Source organism: Candidatus Pelagibacter bacterium nBUS_49 (assembly GCF_051200925.1).
In the GTDB taxonomy this organism is placed as follows: Bacteria; Pseudomonadota; Alphaproteobacteria; order Pelagibacterales; family Pelagibacteraceae; genus Pelagibacter.
In genome coordinates this window covers 184,555-204,843 of record NZ_CP172837.1, presented here as the reverse complement: position 1 = coordinate 204,843, position 20,289 = coordinate 184,555, and the positions used below count along the sequence as shown (strand labels likewise).

Sequence of the window (20,289 nt, the reverse complement as noted above, 5' to 3'; positions counted from 1 at the left end):
CATGAAATCTATTCAATCCAATATCAAAAAAGCTAAAAAATATTTAGATAAAAATCATTGTATAGCTGTTCCCACCGAAACGGTATATGGATTAGCTGGCAATGCTTATTCAGATCAGTCTGCTAAAAAAATTTTCAAGTTAAAAAAAAGACCTTTGAACAATCCTTTGATTGTTCATTATTATGATATTAATAAGCTAAAGAATGATTGTGTTATTAATGATAACTTTATCAAGTTATATAATAAGTTTTCTCCTGGCCCAATTACCTTCATATTAAAATTAAAAAAAAGTTCTAAAATTTCTAAATTTGTAACTAATAAACAAAAAAGTCTTGCTGTTCGTTTTTCTAAACATCTCTTGTTTAGAAAACTACTTAAAAGTTTAAATTATCCATTGGCTGCTCCCAGTGCAAATATGTCAACTAGATTAAGCTCAGTTAAAGCTTCTGATGTGATTGAAGAGTTTGGATCAAAAATTAAATATGTATTAGATGGAGGAAAATGCAAGATAGGCCTAGAGTCAACAATTGTTAGTCTTTTAGATAAACCAACAATACTTAGGTATGGAGGATTAGATATTTCAAAAATAAAAAAAGTATTAAATAAAAAAGTTTTAATTAAGACTACTTCAAAAAAGAAAATTGCACCTGGACAATTTCCTCTTCATTACTCTCCTGGTATCCCATTAAGAATAAATGCCATAAAACCTAAAAAAGATGAAGCTTTTGTATTAATAAAAAAGAGAAAAACTAAATTTAAAAATTACTACTATTTAAGTAAAAAAAATGATCTTCAGCAATCTGCTAAGAATCTATACACAATTTTAAGAAAAATTAAAAAAGATGGTTATAAAATGATTGCAGTTGAAAGAATTCAAAACAAAGGTATCGGCAGAACAATAAATGACAGATTAACTAGAGCCTCAAAATATTAAATGACTAATTCAATTGAAGTAATTAATTTATCCAAAAGTTATAAGTCAAAACAAGCTGTAGATAATATTAACTTTAAAATTAATGAAAATGAAATAGTCGGTCTCTTAGGACCAAATGGATGTGGAAAAACAACTACAATTGGAATGATGCTTGGATTATTAAAGCCAACCAGTGGACAAGTTTTAATTAATAGAATGGATATTGAAAAAAACAAAATTTCTCTTCTTCATAAAATGAATTTTATTTCTCCATACATAGAATTACCAAAAAAACTTACCGTAAGGCAAAATTTAGTAGTCTATGGAAAATTATATAATGTGAATAATCTTAACAATCAAATTGACTACTTATCCAATAAGTTAAGATTAAATACACTATTAGACAATATTACGGGAGAACTTTCTTCTGGACAAAAAAATAGGGTGAGTTTAGCAAAAGCATTAATTAATAATCCTACAGTACTTTTGCTTGATGAACCTACTGCATCTTTGGATCCTGAGACTGGAGATTTTGTTAGAACTTTTTTAGAAAATTATAAAAAAGAAAATAAGATATCAGTATTACTTGCTTCACATAATATGGATGAAGTTAAAAGATTGTGTAACACAGTTTTGATGATGAAAGGTGGTATAATTGTAGATAGAGGTACCCCTGATCATTTAATTACAAAACATGGAAGAAAAAATTTAGAGGAAGTTTTTTTAGAACTTGTGAGAAATAAAAATGAATTTAACTAGAATTTATGGTCTTTTTTTAAGACACTTTTATTTAATTACAAGATCATTTCCTAGAATTTTAGATTTGATTTATTGGCCATCTATTCAAATTACATTATGGGGCTTTATTTCAAATTTTTTTGCTGACCATAGCACCTATTATAATGGAGCTGTTGGCGTGATACTTTCTTGTGCAATTCTGTACGATTTCTTATTTAGAACTAGCATTGGATTTAATATGTTATTTTTAGAGGAAATTTGGAGCAGAAATTTTACCAACTTATTTATTGCTCCAATGAAAATCAGTGAAATTATTATATCACTTGTTTTTACTGCTTTAATCAGAGCTTTAATCGGTTTGGTTCCAGCAATATTATTAACCTCCCCTCTGTTTGGAATTTCTTTATTGGATTTAGGTTTACCTCTAGCGTTTCTTTTTTTAAGTTTGTATGTTTTTGGAATTACCCTAGGTTTATTTGTGTCTGCAGGATTGCTGAGATTTGGTCCATCTTTTGAAAATATTGCGTGGTCGACTATGTTCTTGCTGGCGCCGTTTGGATGTATTTATTATCCAGTTGAAACTTTACCAGGGATTTTTCAATCGATAGCTTATGCTCTTCCATTGGTTTATATTTTTGAAGAAACAAGAAATATCTTAGTTAATCAATCTGTTGATTATGAGAATATCATTCAGGCTCTTTATTTAAACTGTGCTTATCTAATTGCTGCAGTATCAGTATTTTACTACTCTTTTGATAAAGCTAGAGAGAAAGGAACTTTAATAAATATAGGCGAATAAATTGGCGCGCCTGCTAGGAGTTGAACCCAGAACCTCCTGATCCGAAGTCAGGCGCTCTATCCAGTTGAGCTACAAGCGCGTTTAGTATTAATATTACATTTTATGAAAAAAAACATTAATTTTATAGTTGAAGAAAATGAAAATAATCTAAGAGTTGATGTTTTAATCAACAAAAGAGAAGAACTTATTAGCCGAACTAGAATTAAAAATTTAATTCTTAAAGAAAAACTAAAATTAAATGATGAAATTATTAAAAGTCCCTCAAAAAAAGTTTTAACTGGTGACAAATTAAGTCTCAATATACCAGAACCGCAGGGAGCTTCGTTAAAACCCTATGATTTTAAACTAGATATAGTTCATGAAGATAATGACCTCTTAGTAATTAACAAGCCAGCTGGAATTATTATGCACCCAGGTGCTGGAAACTATGACAAAACAATTGTAAATGCTTTGATGCATTATGATAAAAACTCACTTTCAACTATTGGAGATGAACTCAGACCCGGAATTGTCCATAGAATTGATAAAAATACTTCAGGTTTAGTTATAATTGCAAAAAATAATGAAACACATGAAAACTTATCAAAACAATTTAGCGATCATACTATCACAAGAGTTTATCAACTTTTAATTTGGGGTAAATTAAGACCTTCTACAGGTAGAATTGATACTTTCATAACTCGAAGCTCAAAGAACAGGCAGTTAATGGAAGTTAGTCGATCTAAAGGTAAGCAAGCAATTACAAATTATAAGACTATCGAAGTTTTTGAAAACGATAAAACACCAACATTAAGTCTTGTTGAGTGTAAATTAGAAACTGGAAGAACTCATCAAATTCGTGTTCATATGACTTATATGGGAAATAGTATAGTTGGAGATGATAAATATAAAAAGAAATACAAAAAGTTAAAAAATATTGATATGGGAATAGAAAGCTCTATTTCAAAATTAGATAGACAATTTTTGCATGCAAAAACTCTAGGATTTATTCATCCCACAACTAATGAGGAAATGATTTTTTCCTCAATTTTGCCACAAGAGCTAAATAATTTATTAAAAATGCTTAGAAATACTAGCAAATAAATCATTGAAAATTTAATATAGTTAATTAAATAAATACAACCATGAACGCAACTTTTAATAGCAATGTACCAGCTCTTTCAAATGAGGGAGGACTATCTGCATATTTAGAACAAATAAAAAAGTTTCCAATGTTGGCTGCGGAAGAAGAATACATGTTAGCTAAAAATTGGAAAACTACAGGAAATATAAAAGCAGCTGAAAAATTAGTAACAAGTCATTTGAGACTAGTTGCTAAAATTGCAATGGGCTACAAAGGATATGGTCTTCCTGTGAATGAAATGATTTCTGAAGGTAATGTTGGTCTCATGCAAGCAGTCAAAAAATTTGAACCTGAAAAAGGTTTTAGATTAGCAACATATGCTATGTGGTGGATCAAAGCATCTATTCAAGAATATATATTAAGATCTTGGAGCTTAGTTAAAATAGGAACTACTACAGCCCAAAAGAAACTATTCTTTAATCTTAAAAAAATAAAAAATCAAATTGCCCCTCAAACAGAAGGGGATTTAAGAGACGAGCACGTAAATGAAATAGCTAATAAATTAGATGTTAGTAAGGATGAGGTTGTTTCAATGAATAGAAGACTTTCTGGTAAAGAATTTTCATTAAATGCTCAAGTAGGTGAAGATGGAGATGAATGGCAAGATTGGTTAGTTGATAAAGAACTAGATCATGATTTAAAGTTTGCCCATCAAGAAGAAATGGAACAAAGAAAAGATCTATTAAAAAATTCAATCAAAGTCTTAAATGAAAGAGAAAAAGAAATTTTATACTCTAGAAGACTTAATGATAATCCAACAACTTTAGAGGATTTAAGTAAAAAACATAAGATTAGTAGAGAAAGAGTTAGACAAATAGAAAATAAAGCGTTTGAGAAATTGCAAAAGCAAATGTTACTAATGGCAAAATCTAAAAACCTGCTGCCAGTAAATTAAATATCAAATGGATTTTCAACTAAAATTGTATCGTCTCTTTCAGGGCTAGTTGATACACTTGAGACTTTAGCACCTATAAATTCTTCAACTGCAAAAATATATTTTTTTGCATTTTCAGGTAAAGCATCCATATCTTTAATTCCATTTGTTGATGTTTTCCATCCAGGAAAGATTTTATAAATTGGTTTGATTTTTAATTGATCTTCAACTGCTGCAGGCAAATAATCAATTTTTTTTCCATCAAGCTCATATTCAACACACATTTTTATTTCATCAAGTTCATCAAGAACATCAAGTTTAGTAAGTGCAATGCCATCAATACCAGAGATTTTTATCGTTTGTCTTACCAAAACACCATCAAACCAGCCACATCTTCTTTTTCTGCTAGTTACAGTTCCAAATTCTTTTCCACGCGTTCCTAATAATTCTCCAACATCATCAGTTAATTCCGTTGGGAAAGGACCTTCTCCAACTCTAGTTGTATAGGCTTTTGTAATTCCCAAAACATAATTAATCGAATTTGGACCACACCCTGTACCTGTAGCAGCACTTGATGCAACTGTGTTGGAAGATGTCACATATGGATAAGTACCATGATCCACATCTAATAATATTCCTTGAGCACCCTCAAACAAAATTTTCTTTTTTTGTTTTTTAAACTCATCAATTTTTAACCAAACTGGCTGAGAAAATTTTAATATTTGAGGTGCAATTTTTAATAAGTCTGATTTTAACTGTTCTTTCTCAAAAATTTTTTTTCCAAGACCTTTTCTAATCGCATTATGATGAACTAGAACAGATTCTAATCTTTGATCTAAATTTTTTTCAGATCTAAGATCCATTACTCTTATAGATCTTCTGCCAACTTTATCCTCATAGGCTGGCCCAATTCCTCTTCTAGTCGTTCCAATTTTACCTTTGCCTGCAGCATCTTCTCTAATTTCATCCATTTCTCTATGAAATGGTAAAATTAAGTTTGCTGCTTCAGAAATAATAAAGTTATTGATGTTTACATCCACACCTTTTGATTTTATCTCTTTGATCTCCTCTAGTAATGCCCATGGGTCGACTACAACTCCATTTCCAATAATTGAGATTTTATTTTTTCTAACAATTCCAGATGGCAATAGTCTTAACTTATAAGTCACACCATCAATTACAAGTGTATGACCCGCGTTATGACCTCCCTGAAATCTAATTACTACATCAGCTTGCTCTGAAAGCCAGTCTACAATTTTACCCTTTCCTTCATCTCCCCACTGAGATCCAACTACAACTATATTTTTCATTACCTGAATTTTCTTTCTATATTGATTGTATGAAGATGATTAATTGGGCCATGACCTTTACCATATTTAGGATTAGTTCTAATACCAGAATTTACATATTTAATCCCAAGCTCACAAGATTTCTTTATAGGTTTTCCACATGATAGAAAAGTGGTGATTGCACTAGATAAGGTGCAACCTGTTCCATGGGTATTTTTAGTATTATATCTTTTACTATTAAAAATTTTAATATCAGATTTTGAAACAAATATATCCTGGACATTGTTTGAGGCAAGGTGTCCTCCTTTAATTAATACATTATTTGCTCCAATTTCAATTAATTTGTAAGCTGCAAAGATCATATCCTCTTTACATGTGATAATCGTATTAGTTAATATTTCAGCTTCAGGAATATTTGGAGTGATTAATGATGCTCTCATTATCAATTTTTTTTTTAATAACATAATAGCCTTATTATCTATTAATTTTGCCCCACCTTTTGCAACCATTACTGGATCAAGAACTATATTATTTACTTTAATATTTTTAAGAGAATTGATAACTGCCTCAATTACTTTAGTTGAATGCAACATCCCAATTTTAATTGCATCAGGCTTAATATCTTTAGCTGTAAATAAAATCTGATTTAAAATTTCTTCTGGTGGAATTGGGACTATTGATTTGACTCCCGTTGTATTTTGAGCGGTAATAGCCGTAATTGCAGTCATTGCATAAGATCCAAGAGCAGTAATAGTTTTAATATCAGCTTGAATTCCAGCACCACCTGATGAGTCAGATCCTGCAATGATTAATACTTTAGAATTAGGCTTCACTTTATTTTAGCTAAAATAATATTTAAACACTTTTCTAAAAGTTTTTTATTTTCACTTTCACCCATAACTCTTATTTTTGACTCTGTGCCTGATACTCTTACTAGTATTCTTCCATTACCATTCATTAATTTTTCTGCTTTTTTAATAGATTTTTTTACATCAGGTTTATTAATAATTGATTTATCTTTAACTAAAATATTTTCAAGAATTTGGGGAGTTTTTTTGAACTTGTTAAAGAAAGAACTAGCTTTTTTTCCTTTTCTTATTGCAAATAAAACTTCTAATGCCACTAACAACCCATCTCCTGTTGTTGCAAATTTACCTAAAATAATATGTCCAGATTGTTCGCCACCTAAATTAAAATTATTTTTTTGCATTTGTTCTTTTACATATCTATCCCCGACATTTGCTCTAATAAATTTAATTTTATTTGTTTCAAAAAATTTTTCTAAACCATAATTAGACATCAACGTTCCAATAACTCCACCTTTTAACATTTTTTTATTTTTCCATCTAGTAGCTATAGCTGCAATTATTTGATCTCCATCAATTATATTTCCAACTTCATCGCTCATTATAATTCTATCAGCATCACCATCCAGAGAAATACCGAGATGAGCTTTATATTTTTTTACTGCGATTTTAATTTTATTTGGATATGTCGAACCACAGTTTTTATTAATATTTGTTCCATTTGGATTTACACCAATTGTAATCACTTTTGCGCCTAAAGATTTAAGCAGTTCTGGCCCAGCTTTATAACCTGCACCATTTGCACAATCGATTACTATTCTAAGTCCTCTTAAATTAAATTCTTTTGGAAAATTTTTTTTTAAAATTTTTAAATATTCTTTTGTACCACTTTCTAATCTTTTTACTCTACCCAACTTTTCAGGACTAGAAAGATTTTTGGAAAATTTTTTATCTATTAATTTTTCAATTTTTTTTTCAATTTTATCAGACAACTTCATTCCATCTGGACCAAACAGTTTTAACCCATTATCATTATGAGGATTATGAGAAGCAGTTATCATGATGCCCATGTTTGCTTTCATTGTTTTGGTAAGCATTGCTAAACCATTTGTTGGCATAGGGCCAAAAGTATAAACGTGCATTCCAGCTGAAGCTAATCCTGAAACAAGTGCAGGCTCAAGTGTATAACCAGATAATCTAGTGTCTTTAGCAATAATTGCAGTTTGTTTTATTTTTTTTTGAGATCTAAAATATGTTCCTGATGCTAATCCAAACTTAAAAAACATATCTCCATTAATATGTTTGCTATTGATTGCACCTCTAATTCCATCAGTACCAAAATATTTTTTTGTCATTAATTTTTAATTATTTTTTTGAAAACTTTTATACCTTGAAGTAATTCATTTACATCATGAATTCTTAAAATTTGTATACCCTGCATCATGAGATAAATTGAAGATGCTACTGTTCCTCCAATTCTATCTTTGCTATCATTTTTTCCTGCTATTTCTTTTATAAATCTCTTTCTTGAATTACCCACAAGTATAGGAAAACCTAATGAATGAAAAATAGAAATATTGCTAATAAGATTAATATTATGTTTCAAAATTTTTCCAAAACCTATACCTGGATCAATGATAATATTATTATGTTTAATACCAATTTTTTTTAAATAATTTATCTTCTGCTCAAAAAAATCATATATGTCTAATAATTCATTTTTATAACTAGGTTTATTCTGCATATTTTCAGGTGTTCCTTGTGAATGCTGTATAACAAAAGGTATCTTGTATTTTTTTAAAACATTTATAGTCTCAGAGTTGTATTCTAATCCAGAAACATCGTTAATAATTTTTACCCCACACTTAATTCCTTTTTTCATAATTTCAGATTTTCTGGTATCTAATGAAATTGGAACTTTTTTTGCAATTAATTGAATAATTTTTTCTATTCTTTTCCATTCTATTTTATTATCTACTGATTTTGATCCTGGACGAGTAGACTCCCCGCCTACATCGATAATATTTGCTCCTGCATTAAACATCTCTAAAGCACGTTTTAAACCTTTCTTGCTTGTATTAAACTTCCCTCCATCAGAAAAACTATCTGGAGTGAGATTCAATACTCCCATTATATTTGGAATTTGTAAAAAATTAAAATTTGAAAAATTTTTCTTTTTTGATTTTATTTTTTTTAAATCTAATTTAATTAATTTTTTTAATGATTTTGTGAGAACGTTAATTTTATTAATAGAAATTTTTTTTTTTGAATTTCTTGTTATTATTTCAATATGATCAAATGAAATGTTTTTATTACTATTGAGAGGAATTGCTTTATTTCTATTAACTAGTAATCTTGACTCATTTCCATAATAGAAATTACACGCTCTAGTGTAATATCTTCTCATTCTATTTGTTAATGAACTATTTTTGGTTTTAAGCCCATGGCACCTAGGGCTGAGCTTTGATCGTCATTTTCTTCTGGTTTTTCAACTACCTTGTCTTTTGGGTATACATTGTTATTAATTATATTTTCTATTTCTTCACCTGTTAAAGTCTCATAAGTGATAAGAGCTTTAGCAATTTTATGTAAGTCATCAATTTTTTCAGTTAATATTTTTGTGGCCTGATTATAGCCTTCATCAACTAACTTTCTAATTTCTTTATCTATTTTTTGAGCCACTTCCTCTGAAACGGATTGTGTTTGTGTAACTGATCTACCTAAAAATACCTCTTCTTGATTTTCCCCGTATTCAATTGGTCCCATTTCTTCACTCATTCCATATTTCGTAACCATGGCTCTTGCAAGTTGTGTGGCTTGATTAATATCTGATCCACTACCACCGCCTGCTCCAGTAGAAATATTGTCCTTTCCAAATATTAACTCTTCTGCAACTCTTCCCCCGAAACACACTGCCATTCTAGCTTTTAAGTATTTTATTGAATATCCATGCTTATCTCTTTCAGGTAAATTCATAACCATACCTAAAGCTCGCCCTCTTGGAATAATTGTTGCTTTATGTATTGGGTCATAGCTTGGCATATTAAATGAAACTAAAGCATGACCTCCTTCGTGGTATGCTGTTAATTTCTTTTCATCTTCAGTCATCACCATAGAACGCCTTTCAGATCCCATCATTACTTTGTCTTTGGCTTCTTCAAATTCAACTAAAGTCACAATTCTTTTATTTTTTCTTGCTGCCAATAAAGCCGACTCGTTTACTAGGTTGGCTAAATCTGCTCCTGAAAATCCAGGTGTGCCTCTTGCTATAGTTCTTAAATTAACATCAGGTGCCATCTTAATTTTTTTAACATGAACTTTTAAAATTTTTTCTCTTCCTATTATATCGGGATTTGAAACAACAACTTGTCTATCAAATCTACCTGGTCTTAACAAAGCTGGGTCAAGTACATCTGGTCTGTTAGTAGCTGCAATAATTATAACACCCTCGTTAGTGTCAAATCCATCCATTTCAACTAACAGCTGATTTAAAGTTTGCTCTCTTTCATCATTTCCTCCACCTAAACCTGCGCCTCTACTACGACCAACTGCATCAATCTCATCTATAAAAATTATACATGGTGAATTTTTTTTACCTTGTTCAAACATATCTCTGACCCTTGAAGCACCAACTCCAACAAACATTTCAACAAAATCTGAACCTGAAATAGTAAAAAATGGAACATCAGCTTCTCCGGCAATTGCTCTAGCCAATAATGTTTTACCAGTTCCAGGGGGTCCAACCAATAAAGCTCCTCGGGGAATTTTTCCACCTAGTCTACTAAACTTTTTTGGATCTTTCAAAAATTCTACAATTTCTTCCACTTCTTCTTTTGCTTCTTCAACGCCGGCAACGTCATTAAATGTAACTTTTCCTTTAAGCTCATTCATCATTTTAGCTTTTGATTTTCCAAATCCCATAGCCCCACCTTTGCCACCTTGCATTTGTCTCATAAAGAAAATCCAAACAGCTATTAACAGCAACATTGGGAACCAAGATAAAAGAACTCCAAACAATGAAGGCATTTTTTCTTCTAAAGGTGAAGCAGAAATACTTACTCCTTTGTCTGATAATTTTTCAATTAAATTCGGATCATTAGGTGAGTAAGTTGAAAATGAATTGCCATTTGAAAATACACCTTTTATGTTATTTCCTTGGATCTCAACTTTTAAAACTTCTCCGTTTTCAACAGAGGTTAAAAATTCAGAAAAAATTATTTGATTGCCACCTCTAATATTTGATTGAGGGTTTTTAAACATATTATAAAGACCAATAGTTAGGAATACAATAATTCCCCACATTGCCAGATTTTTTAAATTCATAGTGATAAGATAATAATTATTGTGAGTTAAACAAGTGACAAAATATCATTAATTAAATGAATTTTGTTACTCTTTGGACAAAATTATGGTTTCATTAACCTTTTTAATAATACATCCTCCTAGAGTAACTTTAAAGGAAGATTTAGAGTTAATTAAGTCGACAACTTTATCAATTTTTTTTCCTCTGACAGCATAATATTTCTTACCTACAATTTTAATTACCTCAGCTAAAGACCTAAATATAACTTCATTTGACTGAGAAAAAAAATTTTCCTTTAGAATAACATTATTTTTTTGGCTTAAAATTGTTACATTGTCCTCTAAGTTTTTTTTAGTATAAAATTCTATATTCTCATTTGCAAATTTAAGATTTTTAATTGTTAAAAAAAACTTTTTTCTATCAAAACCCTCTAAACTTAATTGTTTTAAAAAATTTCTTATTTTTACCCTTTTAAAATTATCATCTTCATTTGATGGGTCTTTAATATATGATCCAAAAATATAATTACTTATATATATTAGATCTTTTTTATCTATTTTGATTAAAGGTCTAATCAAATTAATCTGATTTTTATGTGTCTCTTTATCTAGTGAGATTAATCCCTTTAGACCACTGCCTCTTAAAATTCTTATAAAAAAATTTTCAAATAAATCATCTAAATGATGACCAAGTAAAATATTTTGTATTTTATACTTTTTTGCAAAATCGGTTAATAGCTTGTATCTTTTTTCTCTAGCAATCGATTGTATATTTTTTTTTGGTTTAGCACCCTTCCAGGTTAAAATATGTAATTTTATAGAAAAATTTTTTAATTTTTTTTGAACAGATTTTGCTTCTAAAGTAGAGTTTTTTCTCAACTTATGATCTACCATAAAGTATTTAATGTCTATAGATCTTTTAATTGAATAAATTTTTGCTAAAAAAGATAATGCAAGACTATCTGGACCACCTGAAACAGCTATAATAAAATTATCTTTGACTGGTAAGTTACTTTCAAATTTTTTGTAAATTTGAAGAGTTCGACTATCTTTTAATTTATCTAATAAAAACTTACGAGTCTTCTTTGATACATTCAAATTTTTTAAACTCATATTTTGCTTTTTGAATTACTGATTGATTGGCTTTAGGATATTGCAACTCTACTCCATTTATCATTTTACATCCTTGGTCTTTTTCTCCAATTTGAACCATTGATACACCAAGCTTTAACAAATTTATAGGCGCCTTAATACCTTTTGGATATTTTTGATAACCTTCTAAATAAGCTGACGCAGCATCAGTGTAAAGTTGTCTTATTCTAAAAGTTTCTGCATACCAGTACTGAGCACTGCCAGCTAGTTCGTGTTCACTATTAGAAAGTACAAATTCTCTAAAAGCTCTTTCAGCTGTACTATAGTCTCCGACCTTTAAAAAACTTGTCGCAAATTCATATTGTTTTTTTGGTGATAAATCTTGTGGCAATATTTTTTCCTCAGCTTGAAAAGTTTCTGTCACAACAGTTGCAGTAGTATCTACAGATTGAATTTGTTGCGATGTTTCAGACGTTTCAGTATCTTTATAGGAAATTGTACCAAGATCTTGTGGCTGCGAACTCCCTGGTAATATTTCACTTTTTGTTGTATCTGTTTTTGGCTTAGAGGATAATTGTGTGGTACTCTCGCCCGAACTTATCGAAGACTCTATATCTTGAAATCTTATCTGATTATCAGCCTGAATTTTTGACAATCTATTTGATAATTTATCGAGCTTAAAATTAATTTCTTCAAATTTATTAGTTAATTGTCGAAATTGATCTTCAACTTCAGATAATTTTAATAAATGCCTCGTAAGTACATCCTCTGAGTTACTATCTAGCACAATATTTGACTGTTCATTAGTTGAAGTCTTTATTTCGATCGAACCAGAATAAACTGCTCTCTCAAGAGTTTTGAGATCATTCTTAATAATTTCTAAAGTTTCATAAATGTTATGATTATCTGAAAAAGAATTTTGTAAAAAACTTAAATTGAATAAAACTATGAATATTAATTTTAATGTAAATCTCATTAATGTTTAGATTTATGGTTATAAAAATGGCAAAAAAAAGACCCTAAAACTCTTACGCTTTAGGGTCTTTAAATTTAATTCTTTAATTTGCTTTAACAGTTACAGATCTTCTATTTTTTGACCAAGCTAAAGGATTGGAACCAGCATCTACTGGTCTTTCTTTTCCATAACTTAATACTGAAATCCTGTCTGAAGATATTCCGTAAGTCATCAAGTAATCTTTTGCAGAGTTAGCTCTTCTTTCTCCAAGTGCTAAGTTATATTCTCTTGTTCCTCTTTCATCAGCATGTCCCTCTAGAACTACGTTAATGCTAGAATTTTTTCTTAACCAAGCTGCTTGGGCTCTTAATGTCTCTCTTGATGCTGTTGTTAATACAGTTTCGTTTGTTGCAAAGAAAACTCTATCTGGAACACCATCAGCTAAATATTCAACTGTGTCAGTTCCTGTATAAACATCACTTTGCATTTGACCTTGTATTGAATCAATTGCAACTTCTTTTTTTGTTGCACATGCAGATAAAACTAAGCATGCTGCTAAGATTAAAAGTGTGTTTTTGTAAATTTTGCTTAATATCATTAAATTGCTCCTTGCTGCTAATTTCAATTTCTTACTTTTTCACAACTAATTAGAGGTTTCAAGTTAAAAAATCAAGTAATTTAAACTAATTACTTAATAAAGATGACCATGATGGGTCTGAAGCATCCGTCTCAGTTTGAACTAAACGTTCATTATAGCCAGTTAAATCTATTGACCATAGCTTAGCAGAAAATCCTTCACCTTTTGCGTTAGTTTTTGTTTCTCTATAAAAAATTAAAACTCTTCCATTTGGAGACCAAGATGGCGCTTCCTGATAATAATTTTCGGTTAACAATCTTTCACCTTTTCCATCCGTCCTCATTACTCCTATATAAAATTTTCCTTTATGTAATTTGGTAAAAGCTATCAAATCTCCTCTAGGTGACCATACAGGTGTACCATATATTCCATTTCCAAATGAAATTCTTTTAACATCACTTCCATCATTTTTCATAATATAAATTTGTTGGTACCCACTTCTATCAGAATTAAAAGCGATGAATTTTCCATTTGGAGAATAAGACGGCGAAGTATCAATCGAAGGATGATTGGTAATTCTTTCAACCAATCTATTTTCTAAATCCATCGTGTAGATGTCTGACTTTCCATCTTTAGCAAAACTCATTATTATTTTTTTACCATCTGGAGAAAATCTTGGTGCAAAAGTCATTCCAGGAAAATCACCTACGACCTCTTGTGTTCCAGTTTCAATATCTAGTAGATACACTCTTGGTAAATTTTTAAAGTAAGACAAATATGTAACCATCTGACTAGTTGGATTAAATCTCGGAGTTAGTACCAGTTCATTTCCAAGTGTAAGAAATTTGTTATTTGCACCATCTTGATCCATAATTGCTAATCTTTTTTTTCTTTGTGTTTTTGGACCCTCTTCAGCAACATAAATTATTCTTGTATCAAAGTATCCTTTTTCTCCTGTTAATCTCTCATAAACTTTATCTGAAATAATATGACCAACTCTTCTCCAGTTATTTGGGACTGTGGTAAATGCTAGCGCCATCATTTCTTTAGCAGCCAATACATCCCACAACCTAAACTCAACTCTTAATTTTTCATCAACATACGTCACTTTGCCTGTTATAAGCGCTTGAGCTTTAATTAAATTCCAATCTTCAAATCTAGGTTTTAAATTTGCAATATCCGGTGCTTGTAAAAATGCATCTTTACTTATTGGATTAAACAAACCAGATGTTCTTAAATTATTTTCAACTATGATTGAAATTTCAGATCCTATATTTTCTTTTTTGAGGATTTTTTCAAAACTTGTTTTTGATTTATCGTCAATTGACAAAGGTGATACTGCTAATGGAAGTGGGTTTAAATTTCCTCTAGTGATATCTACTTCAATTAAAGCAAAAGCCTTAATTGGAAATGTAATCATTAAAAATAAGATAATTAAATTTTTTTTCATTTCTTTATCTTAACCTTCTAGCATCTCTCTTGCATCAAAATTTAATTGCAGTTCTTTCCATCTTTCATAACCTGAGGTTGGGACTCTTAAAGGTTGACATAATTTTACAGCTCTCAAGGCGCTTTCAGCTAATACTTTATAGAATCCTTGATCCGGTTTGTTCATTCTAGCATGATCTAAAATTTCAGTTTTTGCAACCGAACCGTCTGGCTCAAGCATGAGTTTAATTCTTACTAATAAATTCTCATTATAAGGTAATCCAAGAGGAATGCTCCAACATCCAAATATTTGAGCTTTTAAAGCATCTTCTTCGCTCAGAGTTAATCCTGAAGTTACAATTTTGTTATCTTGATCTTGAGTAATATCGTTATTTTTTTTAATTACTTTTGCAGTGTCTTCTTTTGCTTTGTCAATTAACTTTGCAATGTTATCCAAATCAACTAATTCTTTTTTTTCAAACTCTGACACTTGTTTTACTTCTTCATCTAATTTGTCTGGATTTTGTTTGTTCTCTTTTTTTGTCTCAATTTGTTTGACCGTTTTATCTGGCAATGGAACTGCTTCGGGAGTTTGATTGTCAATTTTTTCCTTTTTATCATCTAATGAAACAACAGTTTTAGTTTTTGTTTTTTTAACTTTTTTTGGTGGTGCTTGTTCAGATACTAATTTTTTTTCTTTTTCTTTTAATTTTTTTTTCTTTTTCTTTTCGATTATTTTTTTTGCTTTTGGGGCGAATGGTATATTTGTTTTTTCTGCAATCTGTATGAGCTCAACTGAAACTATTGGCGGAATATCAAGTGGTTTTTTTGCTAAAAAAGGTAAACTCATTGCTGTGATAAAAATTAAAGCACCATGTAAGACAGAAGAAATGATCAAGCTTCTATTCACTTAAATTACCTTTGTTTCAATGGTTCTGATATTAATGCAACTTTGGTAAAACCAGAGCCTGATAATAAACCCATTATTTCAAGCACTCTCCCGTAATTAATAGTTTTGTCACCACGAACATAAATTCTCGTATCTGTTCTATTTTTTGAAACTGCCAATACTTTTGCAATTATACTATCGAATTCAACTTTTGCCTCTTGAATAAATATCTCTCCTTTTGAGTTAATTGATAAAGTAAGTGGCTCTGACTCCTCAGGAAGTGAATCTGCTGAGCTCTCTGGTAAATCAACTTGTACTCCAACGGTTAATAATGGAGCTGTAACCATAAAAATGATGAGAAGAACTAACATAACATCTACAAATGGTGTTACATTAATTTCGCTCATAGGTTCTTTCGATGAGCGATTTAATTTAAATGCCATTTAAATTATTGTTAAAAATCTTTTTGAAAAGTTTTCTAATTTTTGAGAATATTTTTGTGAGTTTGTGTTAAATTTATTATAAGCAACTACCGCAGGTATTGCAGCCAATAAACCCAATGCAGTAGCAAATAATGCTTCTGCTATACCTGGAGCCACAATTGCTAAACTTGTATTTCTTGAAATCGCAATAGATTGAAAAGAATTCATTATACCCCAAACCGTACCAAATAAACCAATAAAAGGTGCTGTAGATCCAACTGTTGCTAAAAAAGTAAAACCTTTATCAATTTTGTTCATCTGTTTTTCAATTCCAACTTCTAAAAAAGTACTCATTCTTTCACTTAAATTATTTTTAGATTTTTTTTTAAGTAAACTTTCCATAGCATCCTGAAAAACCACCGCCATGGGATCTTCAACTTTAGCTGGTAAACTATTATAAAATGTCTCTGCTGATTTAGAGTTCCAAAACTTTTCTTCAAAATCCTCTGATGATTTATTTATTTTTTTAAATAATCTTAATTTTTCTATAATCACTGCCCATGAATAAATCGAGCAAACTATTAAAATAATCATTACTGATTTAACAATTATATCGGCTCTTAAAAATAGGCTCATTAAAGAAAAATCTGTATTAGCCCCTAAACCTACTGCTTGTGATGTGATATCAGCTTCCATATTTACTCTTCACACTTAAATGTGTCATGAATTTGTCTTATAATTTTAACTATTCTTCAGTTTTGTAAGTTTCATAATAAAAACTTGCTATTAAAATTGCGTCAGCTTTATTAGAGTCTTTTTTTCTAGATAATTGACCTGAAAAATAAGGAAAAATCTCAATAGCTCTTGTTCTACTTGCATCTTTTTCAGAATTTATGAGATTAAAATATTTTTTCCATTTTGCAGGTCTTACAAAGTACATTGGTAATTGCATTGCAGAACAAATCCCCTTCAAAATCCCAAATGATTGACCAAAGTTAAACATGCTGGTTACACCTTGACCTGGCATAGCGGATACTTGCTCTATAATTACTTTTACATCTTTTTTATCCAACTTTTTAACTCTAAACGATATTTCGTTAAAAATTTGAGAGCCATTGACTTGTTTTTTATTTTTTTTCCCTTCAGTCATTGTGGGCATTTCAATCACATCAATTATTTTTCCATCTTGAAAGAAACATATTGATCCTGAAATACCTGGGTCAATTCCAATTATAAGCATTAATTATTTTCAAAGTTTGCGTTTGAAAAAACATTTTGCACATCATCATCATCTTCCAATGACTCCAAAAATTCAATTACAGTTTCTTGCTTATCTTTATCAACATTAGCATTATTTAGTGCAACCCACTCTATTTCTGTTGAAATAAAATTTGCAACTACTGTTTCTAATTTTTTTTTAACGTTATAGATATCACTCATAGGGCATTGAATTTCATGAAATTCATCATGAGAGATACATTCATCAGCGCCAGAATCAATTGCAAGTTCAAAAATTTTTTCATCAGAAATTTCTTTTTTATCAATTTTAATAATGCCTAATTGGCTAAAATTATGTGATGCAGATCCTTGGGTTCCTAAGCTACCACCACTTTTTTGAAATATAGTTCTAATATTTGAAGCTGTTCTATTTTTATTATCTGTCAATGCTTCTACAATCACTGCAATTTTATCAGGACCAAATCCTTCGTATCTAAGATTTTCAAAATTAATGCCTGATGCAGCTGAAGATTTATCAATTGCTCTTTCAATATTATCTTTTGGCATGTTGGCAGACCTTGCTGCCTGAATTGCAGATCTTAATCTTGGATTCATTGCAGGGTCTTTATCCCCAAGTTTAGCTGCAACAGTAATTTCTTTTGATAATTTTGAAAATATTTTAGAACGTTGCTTATCAGCTTTACCTTTTTTATGTTTAATTCCTGCCCAATGTGAGTGTCCTGCCATAATTTTAATGTGTATTTTTTAATTGAGCTCCAAAAATATAACTTTCAATATTTGTTGCTAATCCTGTATTTATATTACATTCAACGATAACGCCACTTAAAGTCGCTTCACCAATTGCAGGAAAATGTTTTACTGAATTTTTTTTTAAAAATCTATTAAGTGAATTCTCTGCATTCATGCCAATGACTGAGTTGTAATCTCCACACATACCAGCATCAGTTTGATAACCAGTGCCACCTTTTAATATTCTTGCATCATTAGTGGGGATATGGGTGTGTGTTCCAACGACCAAAGAAGCTTTGCCATCAAAATAATGACCTATTGCATTTTTCTCGCTAGTTATTTCGCCATGGAAATCAACTACAAGGAGATCATAATCTTTTTTTAAATTAAATTGTTTCATAAATTTTTCTGAAATTTCAAAAACATCATCACATTTTTTCATGAAAACATTTCCCATTAAATTAAGTACTCCAATTTTAATATCATTTTTAGTGTTATAAATATTGAAACCTCTACCTGGCGCTGGTTCAAAAAGATTTTTAGGACGCAATAACCTCTCTTCTTTATCTATATACTCCATTATTTCTTTTTGATCCCAAACATGATTTCCAGTTGTAATTACATTTACTCCACAATTGAAAAAATCATGACATATTTCTTTTGTTAACCCAACTCCTTGCGAAGCTGCATTTTCTCCATTCACAATAACAAAATCTATTTTTTTTAATTTAATTTCATTCATCAAATTATTCATTAATTTTGAACAACCAGATATTCCAACTACATCACCTAAAAATAATATTCTCATTTTAAAATTCCTTTTTCAGTAACAACAAAATCTAATTTTTTATCATACTGATTAATTGGTATAGATGAAATTTTTTGAAAATAAAATGCTAAACCAATTTTCATAATTTTTTTTATTTTTCCTATCTTTTCAATGTAGCGATCATAATAACCACCACCATAACCTAACCTATTTAAATTAACATCATAGGCAACTAATGGTACCAATAAAATATCTGGATAAAGAATTTTAGATGACACAGGTTCTGGGATGCCAAATTTGTTTATCTTTAATGGATCATTTATTGACCAACTATAAAAGTTCATCTGATTATCTTTTTTTATAATTGGCAAGGATACTTTAAAATTTTTTTTTTCTAATAAATCTAAAATAGCCAAATCATCTATTTCATAATTTGAAGGATAATAACCGCCAATATTTTTAAGATTTAATTTGTTAATTTTTAAGAAAGAAATAAACTTTTCTAAATTAATCTGTAAATTTTTATCAAATTTTTTTTTTCTAATTTTTATAATTTTATTTCTTATTTGGGATTTATTCACAAAATTTATTGAGAGATATTTTCTAATTTTGCTTTTTCAATAAAATTAGATATTTCATCTGCAGCGTCATCAATTATTTGTTCGTACTTTTTATGATTAGCCTCAATTTCATTTTTAAAGTTCAGATGATTAGTATTTAACTCTTTTATCTCTTCTTCTTTTTTATCTCTATAATCGTAAATAAGAGATTTCAGTTCTCTAAATTTATTAGAGAGATCTTTCAATTCATTTTTCTTTTGTTCAACTTTTTTTTTAGTTTCATAGTACTCATCCATAATCTTAACAGCTGTAATTAAAAGAAGCTTATTTTCACCTAAATTTCCAAGATTATTTTTAAGATCATTAAATTTTTGATTTATTTGAATTAACAATTCTTCAAGATGCTCCTCCTGACCATCTTCACAAGATAATAAAAACTCTTTATTATTAAATTTAATACTTACATTTGCCATTTATCTATTTCCTCTAACAAAGTATCTGTTTCCTGATTTAATTCATCAATTTTTTCAGAAAATTCTATTTGTTTTTTTTGCTCTAATTTTTCTTTATTTTGAATTTCTTCAAGTTTTTTTGAAAGATTGGTGTGTTCTTCTAACAGAGATTTGTATTTATCTTCCAGTTCAGATTTTTCAATTTCTAATTGAGTTTTTTGAGAACTTAAATTGTCAATATTATTTTTTAAATCAGGGTTACTAAGATCTAAATTTTTTAACTCTGAAATAGCCTGATTCAATCTTTTTTCTTTTTCGATTATAGAATTCATA

General features: G+C 29.6%; 23 protein-coding genes and 1 tRNA gene. 5 read left to right on the top strand and 19 right to left on the bottom strand.

The features are described from left to right. The first annotated feature begins 1 nt into the window (after nucleotide 1). From ACIJYF_RS01115 to ACIJYF_RS01105, 3 genes are read left to right on the top strand one after another with little or no spacing between them, the layout of a single operon-like run. Nucleotides 2-934: an L-threonylcarbamoyladenylate synthase gene (locus ACIJYF_RS01115; protein WP_435116996.1), complete on the top strand. Its 933-nt coding sequence runs from the start codon at nucleotides 2-4 to the stop codon at nucleotides 932-934. Next, nucleotides 935-1,672, top strand: a complete 738-nt coding sequence (locus ACIJYF_RS01110) for an ABC transporter ATP-binding protein (RefSeq protein ID WP_435116994.1) — start codon at nucleotides 935-937, stop codon at nucleotides 1,670-1,672. Further along, nucleotides 1,659-2,450, top strand: a complete 792-nt coding sequence (locus ACIJYF_RS01105; RefSeq protein ID WP_435116992.1) for an ABC transporter permease — start codon at nucleotides 1,659-1,661, stop codon at nucleotides 2,448-2,450. Before ACIJYF_RS01110 ends, ACIJYF_RS01105 begins: the two co-directional genes overlap by 14 nt. Nucleotides 2,451-2,452: 2 nt before the next feature. Here the strand turns inward: ACIJYF_RS01105 and ACIJYF_RS01100 are convergent. Further along, nucleotides 2,453-2,529: transfer RNA gene (locus ACIJYF_RS01100), tRNA-Arg, on the bottom strand. Nucleotides 2,530-2,552: 23 nt separating this feature from the next. Between ACIJYF_RS01100 and ACIJYF_RS01095 the strand changes: the two genes are divergently transcribed. Then, a complete protein-coding gene (locus ACIJYF_RS01095) occupies nucleotides 2,553-3,533 on the top strand; it encodes an RluA family pseudouridine synthase (protein ID WP_435116990.1) in 981 nt (326 codons plus the stop codon). 41 nt (nucleotides 3,534-3,574) lie between these two features. After that, the gene (rpoH, locus tag ACIJYF_RS01090; protein WP_435088626.1) at nucleotides 3,575-4,468 is read left to right on the top strand and encodes an RNA polymerase sigma factor RpoH; all 894 of its coding nucleotides are present in this window, start codon (nucleotides 3,575-3,577) and stop codon (nucleotides 4,466-4,468) included. Here rpoH and ACIJYF_RS01085 read toward each other — a convergent pair. From ACIJYF_RS01085 to ACIJYF_RS01000, 18 genes are all read right to left on the bottom strand, one after another. Beyond that, on the bottom strand, nucleotides 4,465-5,757 hold the full coding sequence (locus tag ACIJYF_RS01085) for an adenylosuccinate synthase (protein WP_435116988.1): 1,293 nt from the start codon (nucleotides 5,755-5,757) through the stop codon (nucleotides 4,465-4,467). The genes rpoH and ACIJYF_RS01085 overlap by 4 nt on opposite strands. Next, a complete protein-coding gene (thiD, locus tag ACIJYF_RS01080) occupies nucleotides 5,757-6,569 on the bottom strand; it encodes a bifunctional hydroxymethylpyrimidine kinase/phosphomethylpyrimidine kinase (protein ID WP_435116986.1) in 813 nt (270 codons plus the stop codon). Before thiD ends, ACIJYF_RS01085 begins: the two co-directional genes overlap by 1 nt. Next, complete coding sequence (glmM, locus tag ACIJYF_RS01075) at nucleotides 6,566-7,897, bottom strand: phosphoglucosamine mutase (protein WP_435116984.1); 1,332 nt, start codon at nucleotides 7,895-7,897, stop codon at nucleotides 6,566-6,568. Before glmM ends, thiD begins: the two co-directional genes overlap by 4 nt. Beyond that, the gene (folP, locus tag ACIJYF_RS01070; protein WP_435116982.1) at nucleotides 7,897-8,949 is read right to left on the bottom strand and encodes a dihydropteroate synthase; all 1,053 of its coding nucleotides are present in this window, start codon (nucleotides 8,947-8,949) and stop codon (nucleotides 7,897-7,899) included. Before folP ends, glmM begins: the two co-directional genes overlap by 1 nt. 8 nt (nucleotides 8,950-8,957) lie before the next feature. Further along, a complete protein-coding gene (ftsH, locus tag ACIJYF_RS01065; RefSeq protein WP_435117950.1) occupies nucleotides 8,958-10,871 on the bottom strand; it encodes an ATP-dependent zinc metalloprotease FtsH in 1,914 nt (637 codons plus the stop codon). A gap of 60 nt (nucleotides 10,872-10,931) precedes the next feature. Continuing rightward, a complete protein-coding gene (gene tilS, locus ACIJYF_RS01060) occupies nucleotides 10,932-11,957 on the bottom strand; it encodes a tRNA lysidine(34) synthetase TilS (RefSeq protein ID WP_435116980.1) in 1,026 nt (341 codons plus the stop codon). Beyond that, on the bottom strand, nucleotides 11,917-12,912 hold the full coding sequence (gene ybgF / locus ACIJYF_RS01055) for a tol-pal system protein YbgF (protein ID WP_435116977.1): 996 nt from the start codon (nucleotides 12,910-12,912) through the stop codon (nucleotides 11,917-11,919). Before ybgF ends, tilS begins: the two co-directional genes overlap by 41 nt. A gap of 82 nt (nucleotides 12,913-12,994) precedes the next feature. Further along, nucleotides 12,995-13,489, bottom strand: a complete 495-nt coding sequence (pal, locus tag ACIJYF_RS01050; RefSeq protein ID WP_435116975.1) for a peptidoglycan-associated lipoprotein Pal — start codon at nucleotides 13,487-13,489, stop codon at nucleotides 12,995-12,997. 85 nt (nucleotides 13,490-13,574) lie between these two features. Further along, nucleotides 13,575-14,918 carry a Tol-Pal system beta propeller repeat protein TolB gene (tolB, locus tag ACIJYF_RS01045; protein WP_435116973.1) on the bottom strand — a complete coding sequence of 448 codons (1,344 nt, stop codon included), beginning with the start codon at nucleotides 14,916-14,918 and terminating at the stop codon, nucleotides 13,575-13,577. Between the two features lie 9 nt (nucleotides 14,919-14,927). Further along, a complete protein-coding gene (locus tag ACIJYF_RS01040) occupies nucleotides 14,928-15,806 on the bottom strand; it encodes a cell envelope biogenesis protein TolA (RefSeq protein WP_435116971.1) in 879 nt (292 codons plus the stop codon). Between the two features lie 5 nt (nucleotides 15,807-15,811). Then, nucleotides 15,812-16,228, bottom strand: a complete 417-nt coding sequence (gene tolR / locus ACIJYF_RS01035) for a protein TolR (protein ID WP_271507428.1) — start codon at nucleotides 16,226-16,228, stop codon at nucleotides 15,812-15,814. After that, entirely contained in the window at nucleotides 16,229-16,903 is a 675-nt protein-coding gene (gene tolQ, locus ACIJYF_RS01030) for a protein TolQ (RefSeq protein WP_435116969.1), read from the bottom strand. It abuts the gene before it with no gap. A gap of 49 nt (nucleotides 16,904-16,952) precedes the next feature. Next, on the bottom strand, nucleotides 16,953-17,447 hold the full coding sequence (locus tag ACIJYF_RS01025; protein ID WP_435116967.1) for a crossover junction endodeoxyribonuclease: 495 nt from the start codon (nucleotides 17,445-17,447) through the stop codon (nucleotides 16,953-16,955). Further along, nucleotides 17,447-18,172, bottom strand: coding sequence for a YebC/PmpR family DNA-binding transcriptional regulator (locus ACIJYF_RS01020; RefSeq protein ID WP_435116965.1), 726 nt, complete (start codon nucleotides 18,170-18,172; stop codon nucleotides 17,447-17,449). Before ACIJYF_RS01020 ends, ACIJYF_RS01025 begins: the two co-directional genes overlap by 1 nt. Before the next feature lie 4 nt (nucleotides 18,173-18,176). Further along, on the bottom strand, nucleotides 18,177-18,983 hold the full coding sequence (locus ACIJYF_RS01015; RefSeq protein ID WP_435116963.1) for a TIGR00282 family metallophosphoesterase: 807 nt from the start codon (nucleotides 18,981-18,983) through the stop codon (nucleotides 18,177-18,179). Continuing rightward, on the bottom strand, nucleotides 18,980-19,525 hold the full coding sequence (locus tag ACIJYF_RS01010) for a 5-formyltetrahydrofolate cyclo-ligase (protein ID WP_435116961.1): 546 nt from the start codon (nucleotides 19,523-19,525) through the stop codon (nucleotides 18,980-18,982). Before ACIJYF_RS01010 ends, ACIJYF_RS01015 begins: the two co-directional genes overlap by 4 nt. A gap of 5 nt (nucleotides 19,526-19,530) precedes the next feature. Further along, nucleotides 19,531-19,977 carry a cell division protein ZapA gene (locus tag ACIJYF_RS01005; protein ID WP_435116959.1) on the bottom strand — a complete coding sequence of 149 codons (447 nt, stop codon included), beginning with the start codon at nucleotides 19,975-19,977 and terminating at the stop codon, nucleotides 19,531-19,533. Then, complete coding sequence (locus ACIJYF_RS01000) at nucleotides 19,965-20,288, bottom strand: 5-formyltetrahydrofolate cyclo-ligase (protein WP_435116957.1); 324 nt, start codon at nucleotides 20,286-20,288, stop codon at nucleotides 19,965-19,967. The genes ACIJYF_RS01005 and ACIJYF_RS01000 overlap by 13 nt, the downstream gene beginning before the upstream one ends. Nucleotide 20,289 lies beyond the last annotated feature (1 nt).

Excerpts from the sequence above, each read along its gene's own strand:
- ACIJYF_RS01020 (WP_435116965.1), bottom strand. The coding sequence starts at position 18,172 with ATGGCAGGACACTCACATTGGGCAGGAATTAAACATAAAAAAGGTAAA.
- ACIJYF_RS01015 (WP_435116963.1), bottom strand. The coding sequence starts at position 18,983 with ATGAGAATATTATTTTTAGGTGATGTAGTTGGAATATCTGGTTGTTCA.
- pal (WP_435116975.1), bottom strand. The coding sequence starts at position 13,489 with ATGATATTAAGCAAAATTTACAAAAACACACTTTTAATCTTAGCAGCA.
- glmM (WP_435116984.1), bottom strand. The coding sequence starts at position 7,897 with ATGACAAAAAAATATTTTGGTACTGATGGAATTAGAGGTGCAATCAAT.
- ybgF (WP_435116977.1), bottom strand. The coding sequence starts at position 12,912 with ATGAGATTTACATTAAAATTAATATTCATAGTTTTATTCAATTTAAGT.
- tolR (WP_271507428.1), bottom strand. The coding sequence starts at position 16,228 with ATGGCATTTAAATTAAATCGCTCATCGAAAGAACCTATGAGCGAAATT.
- rpoH (WP_435088626.1), top strand. The coding sequence starts at position 3,575 with ATGAACGCAACTTTTAATAGCAATGTACCAGCTCTTTCAAATGAGGGA.
- tolB (WP_435116973.1), bottom strand. The coding sequence starts at position 14,918 with ATGAAAAAAAATTTAATTATCTTATTTTTAATGATTACATTTCCAATT.
- ACIJYF_RS01000 (WP_435116957.1), bottom strand. The coding sequence starts at position 20,288 with ATGAATTCTATAATCGAAAAAGAAAAAAGATTGAATCAGGCTATTTCA.
- tolQ (WP_435116969.1), bottom strand. The coding sequence starts at position 16,903 with ATGGAAGCTGATATCACATCACAAGCAGTAGGTTTAGGGGCTAATACA.
- tilS (WP_435116980.1), bottom strand. The coding sequence starts at position 11,957 with ATGAGTTTAAAAAATTTGAATGTATCAAAGAAGACTCGTAAGTTTTTA.
- ACIJYF_RS01115 (WP_435116996.1), top strand. The coding sequence starts at position 2 with ATGAAATCTATTCAATCCAATATCAAAAAAGCTAAAAAATATTTAGAT.
- folP (WP_435116982.1), bottom strand. The coding sequence starts at position 8,949 with ATGAGAAGATATTACACTAGAGCGTGTAATTTCTATTATGGAAATGAG.
- ACIJYF_RS01025 (WP_435116967.1), bottom strand. The coding sequence starts at position 17,447 with ATGCTTATAATTGGAATTGACCCAGGTATTTCAGGATCAATATGTTTC.
- ACIJYF_RS01085 (WP_435116988.1), bottom strand. The coding sequence starts at position 5,757 with ATGAAAAATATAGTTGTAGTTGGATCTCAGTGGGGAGATGAAGGAAAG.
- ACIJYF_RS01095 (WP_435116990.1), top strand. The coding sequence starts at position 2,553 with ATGAAAAAAAACATTAATTTTATAGTTGAAGAAAATGAAAATAATCTA.
- ACIJYF_RS01105 (WP_435116992.1), top strand. The coding sequence starts at position 1,659 with ATGAATTTAACTAGAATTTATGGTCTTTTTTTAAGACACTTTTATTTA.
- ACIJYF_RS01110 (WP_435116994.1), top strand. The coding sequence starts at position 935 with ATGACTAATTCAATTGAAGTAATTAATTTATCCAAAAGTTATAAGTCA.
- ACIJYF_RS01005 (WP_435116959.1), bottom strand. The coding sequence starts at position 19,977 with ATGGCAAATGTAAGTATTAAATTTAATAATAAAGAGTTTTTATTATCT.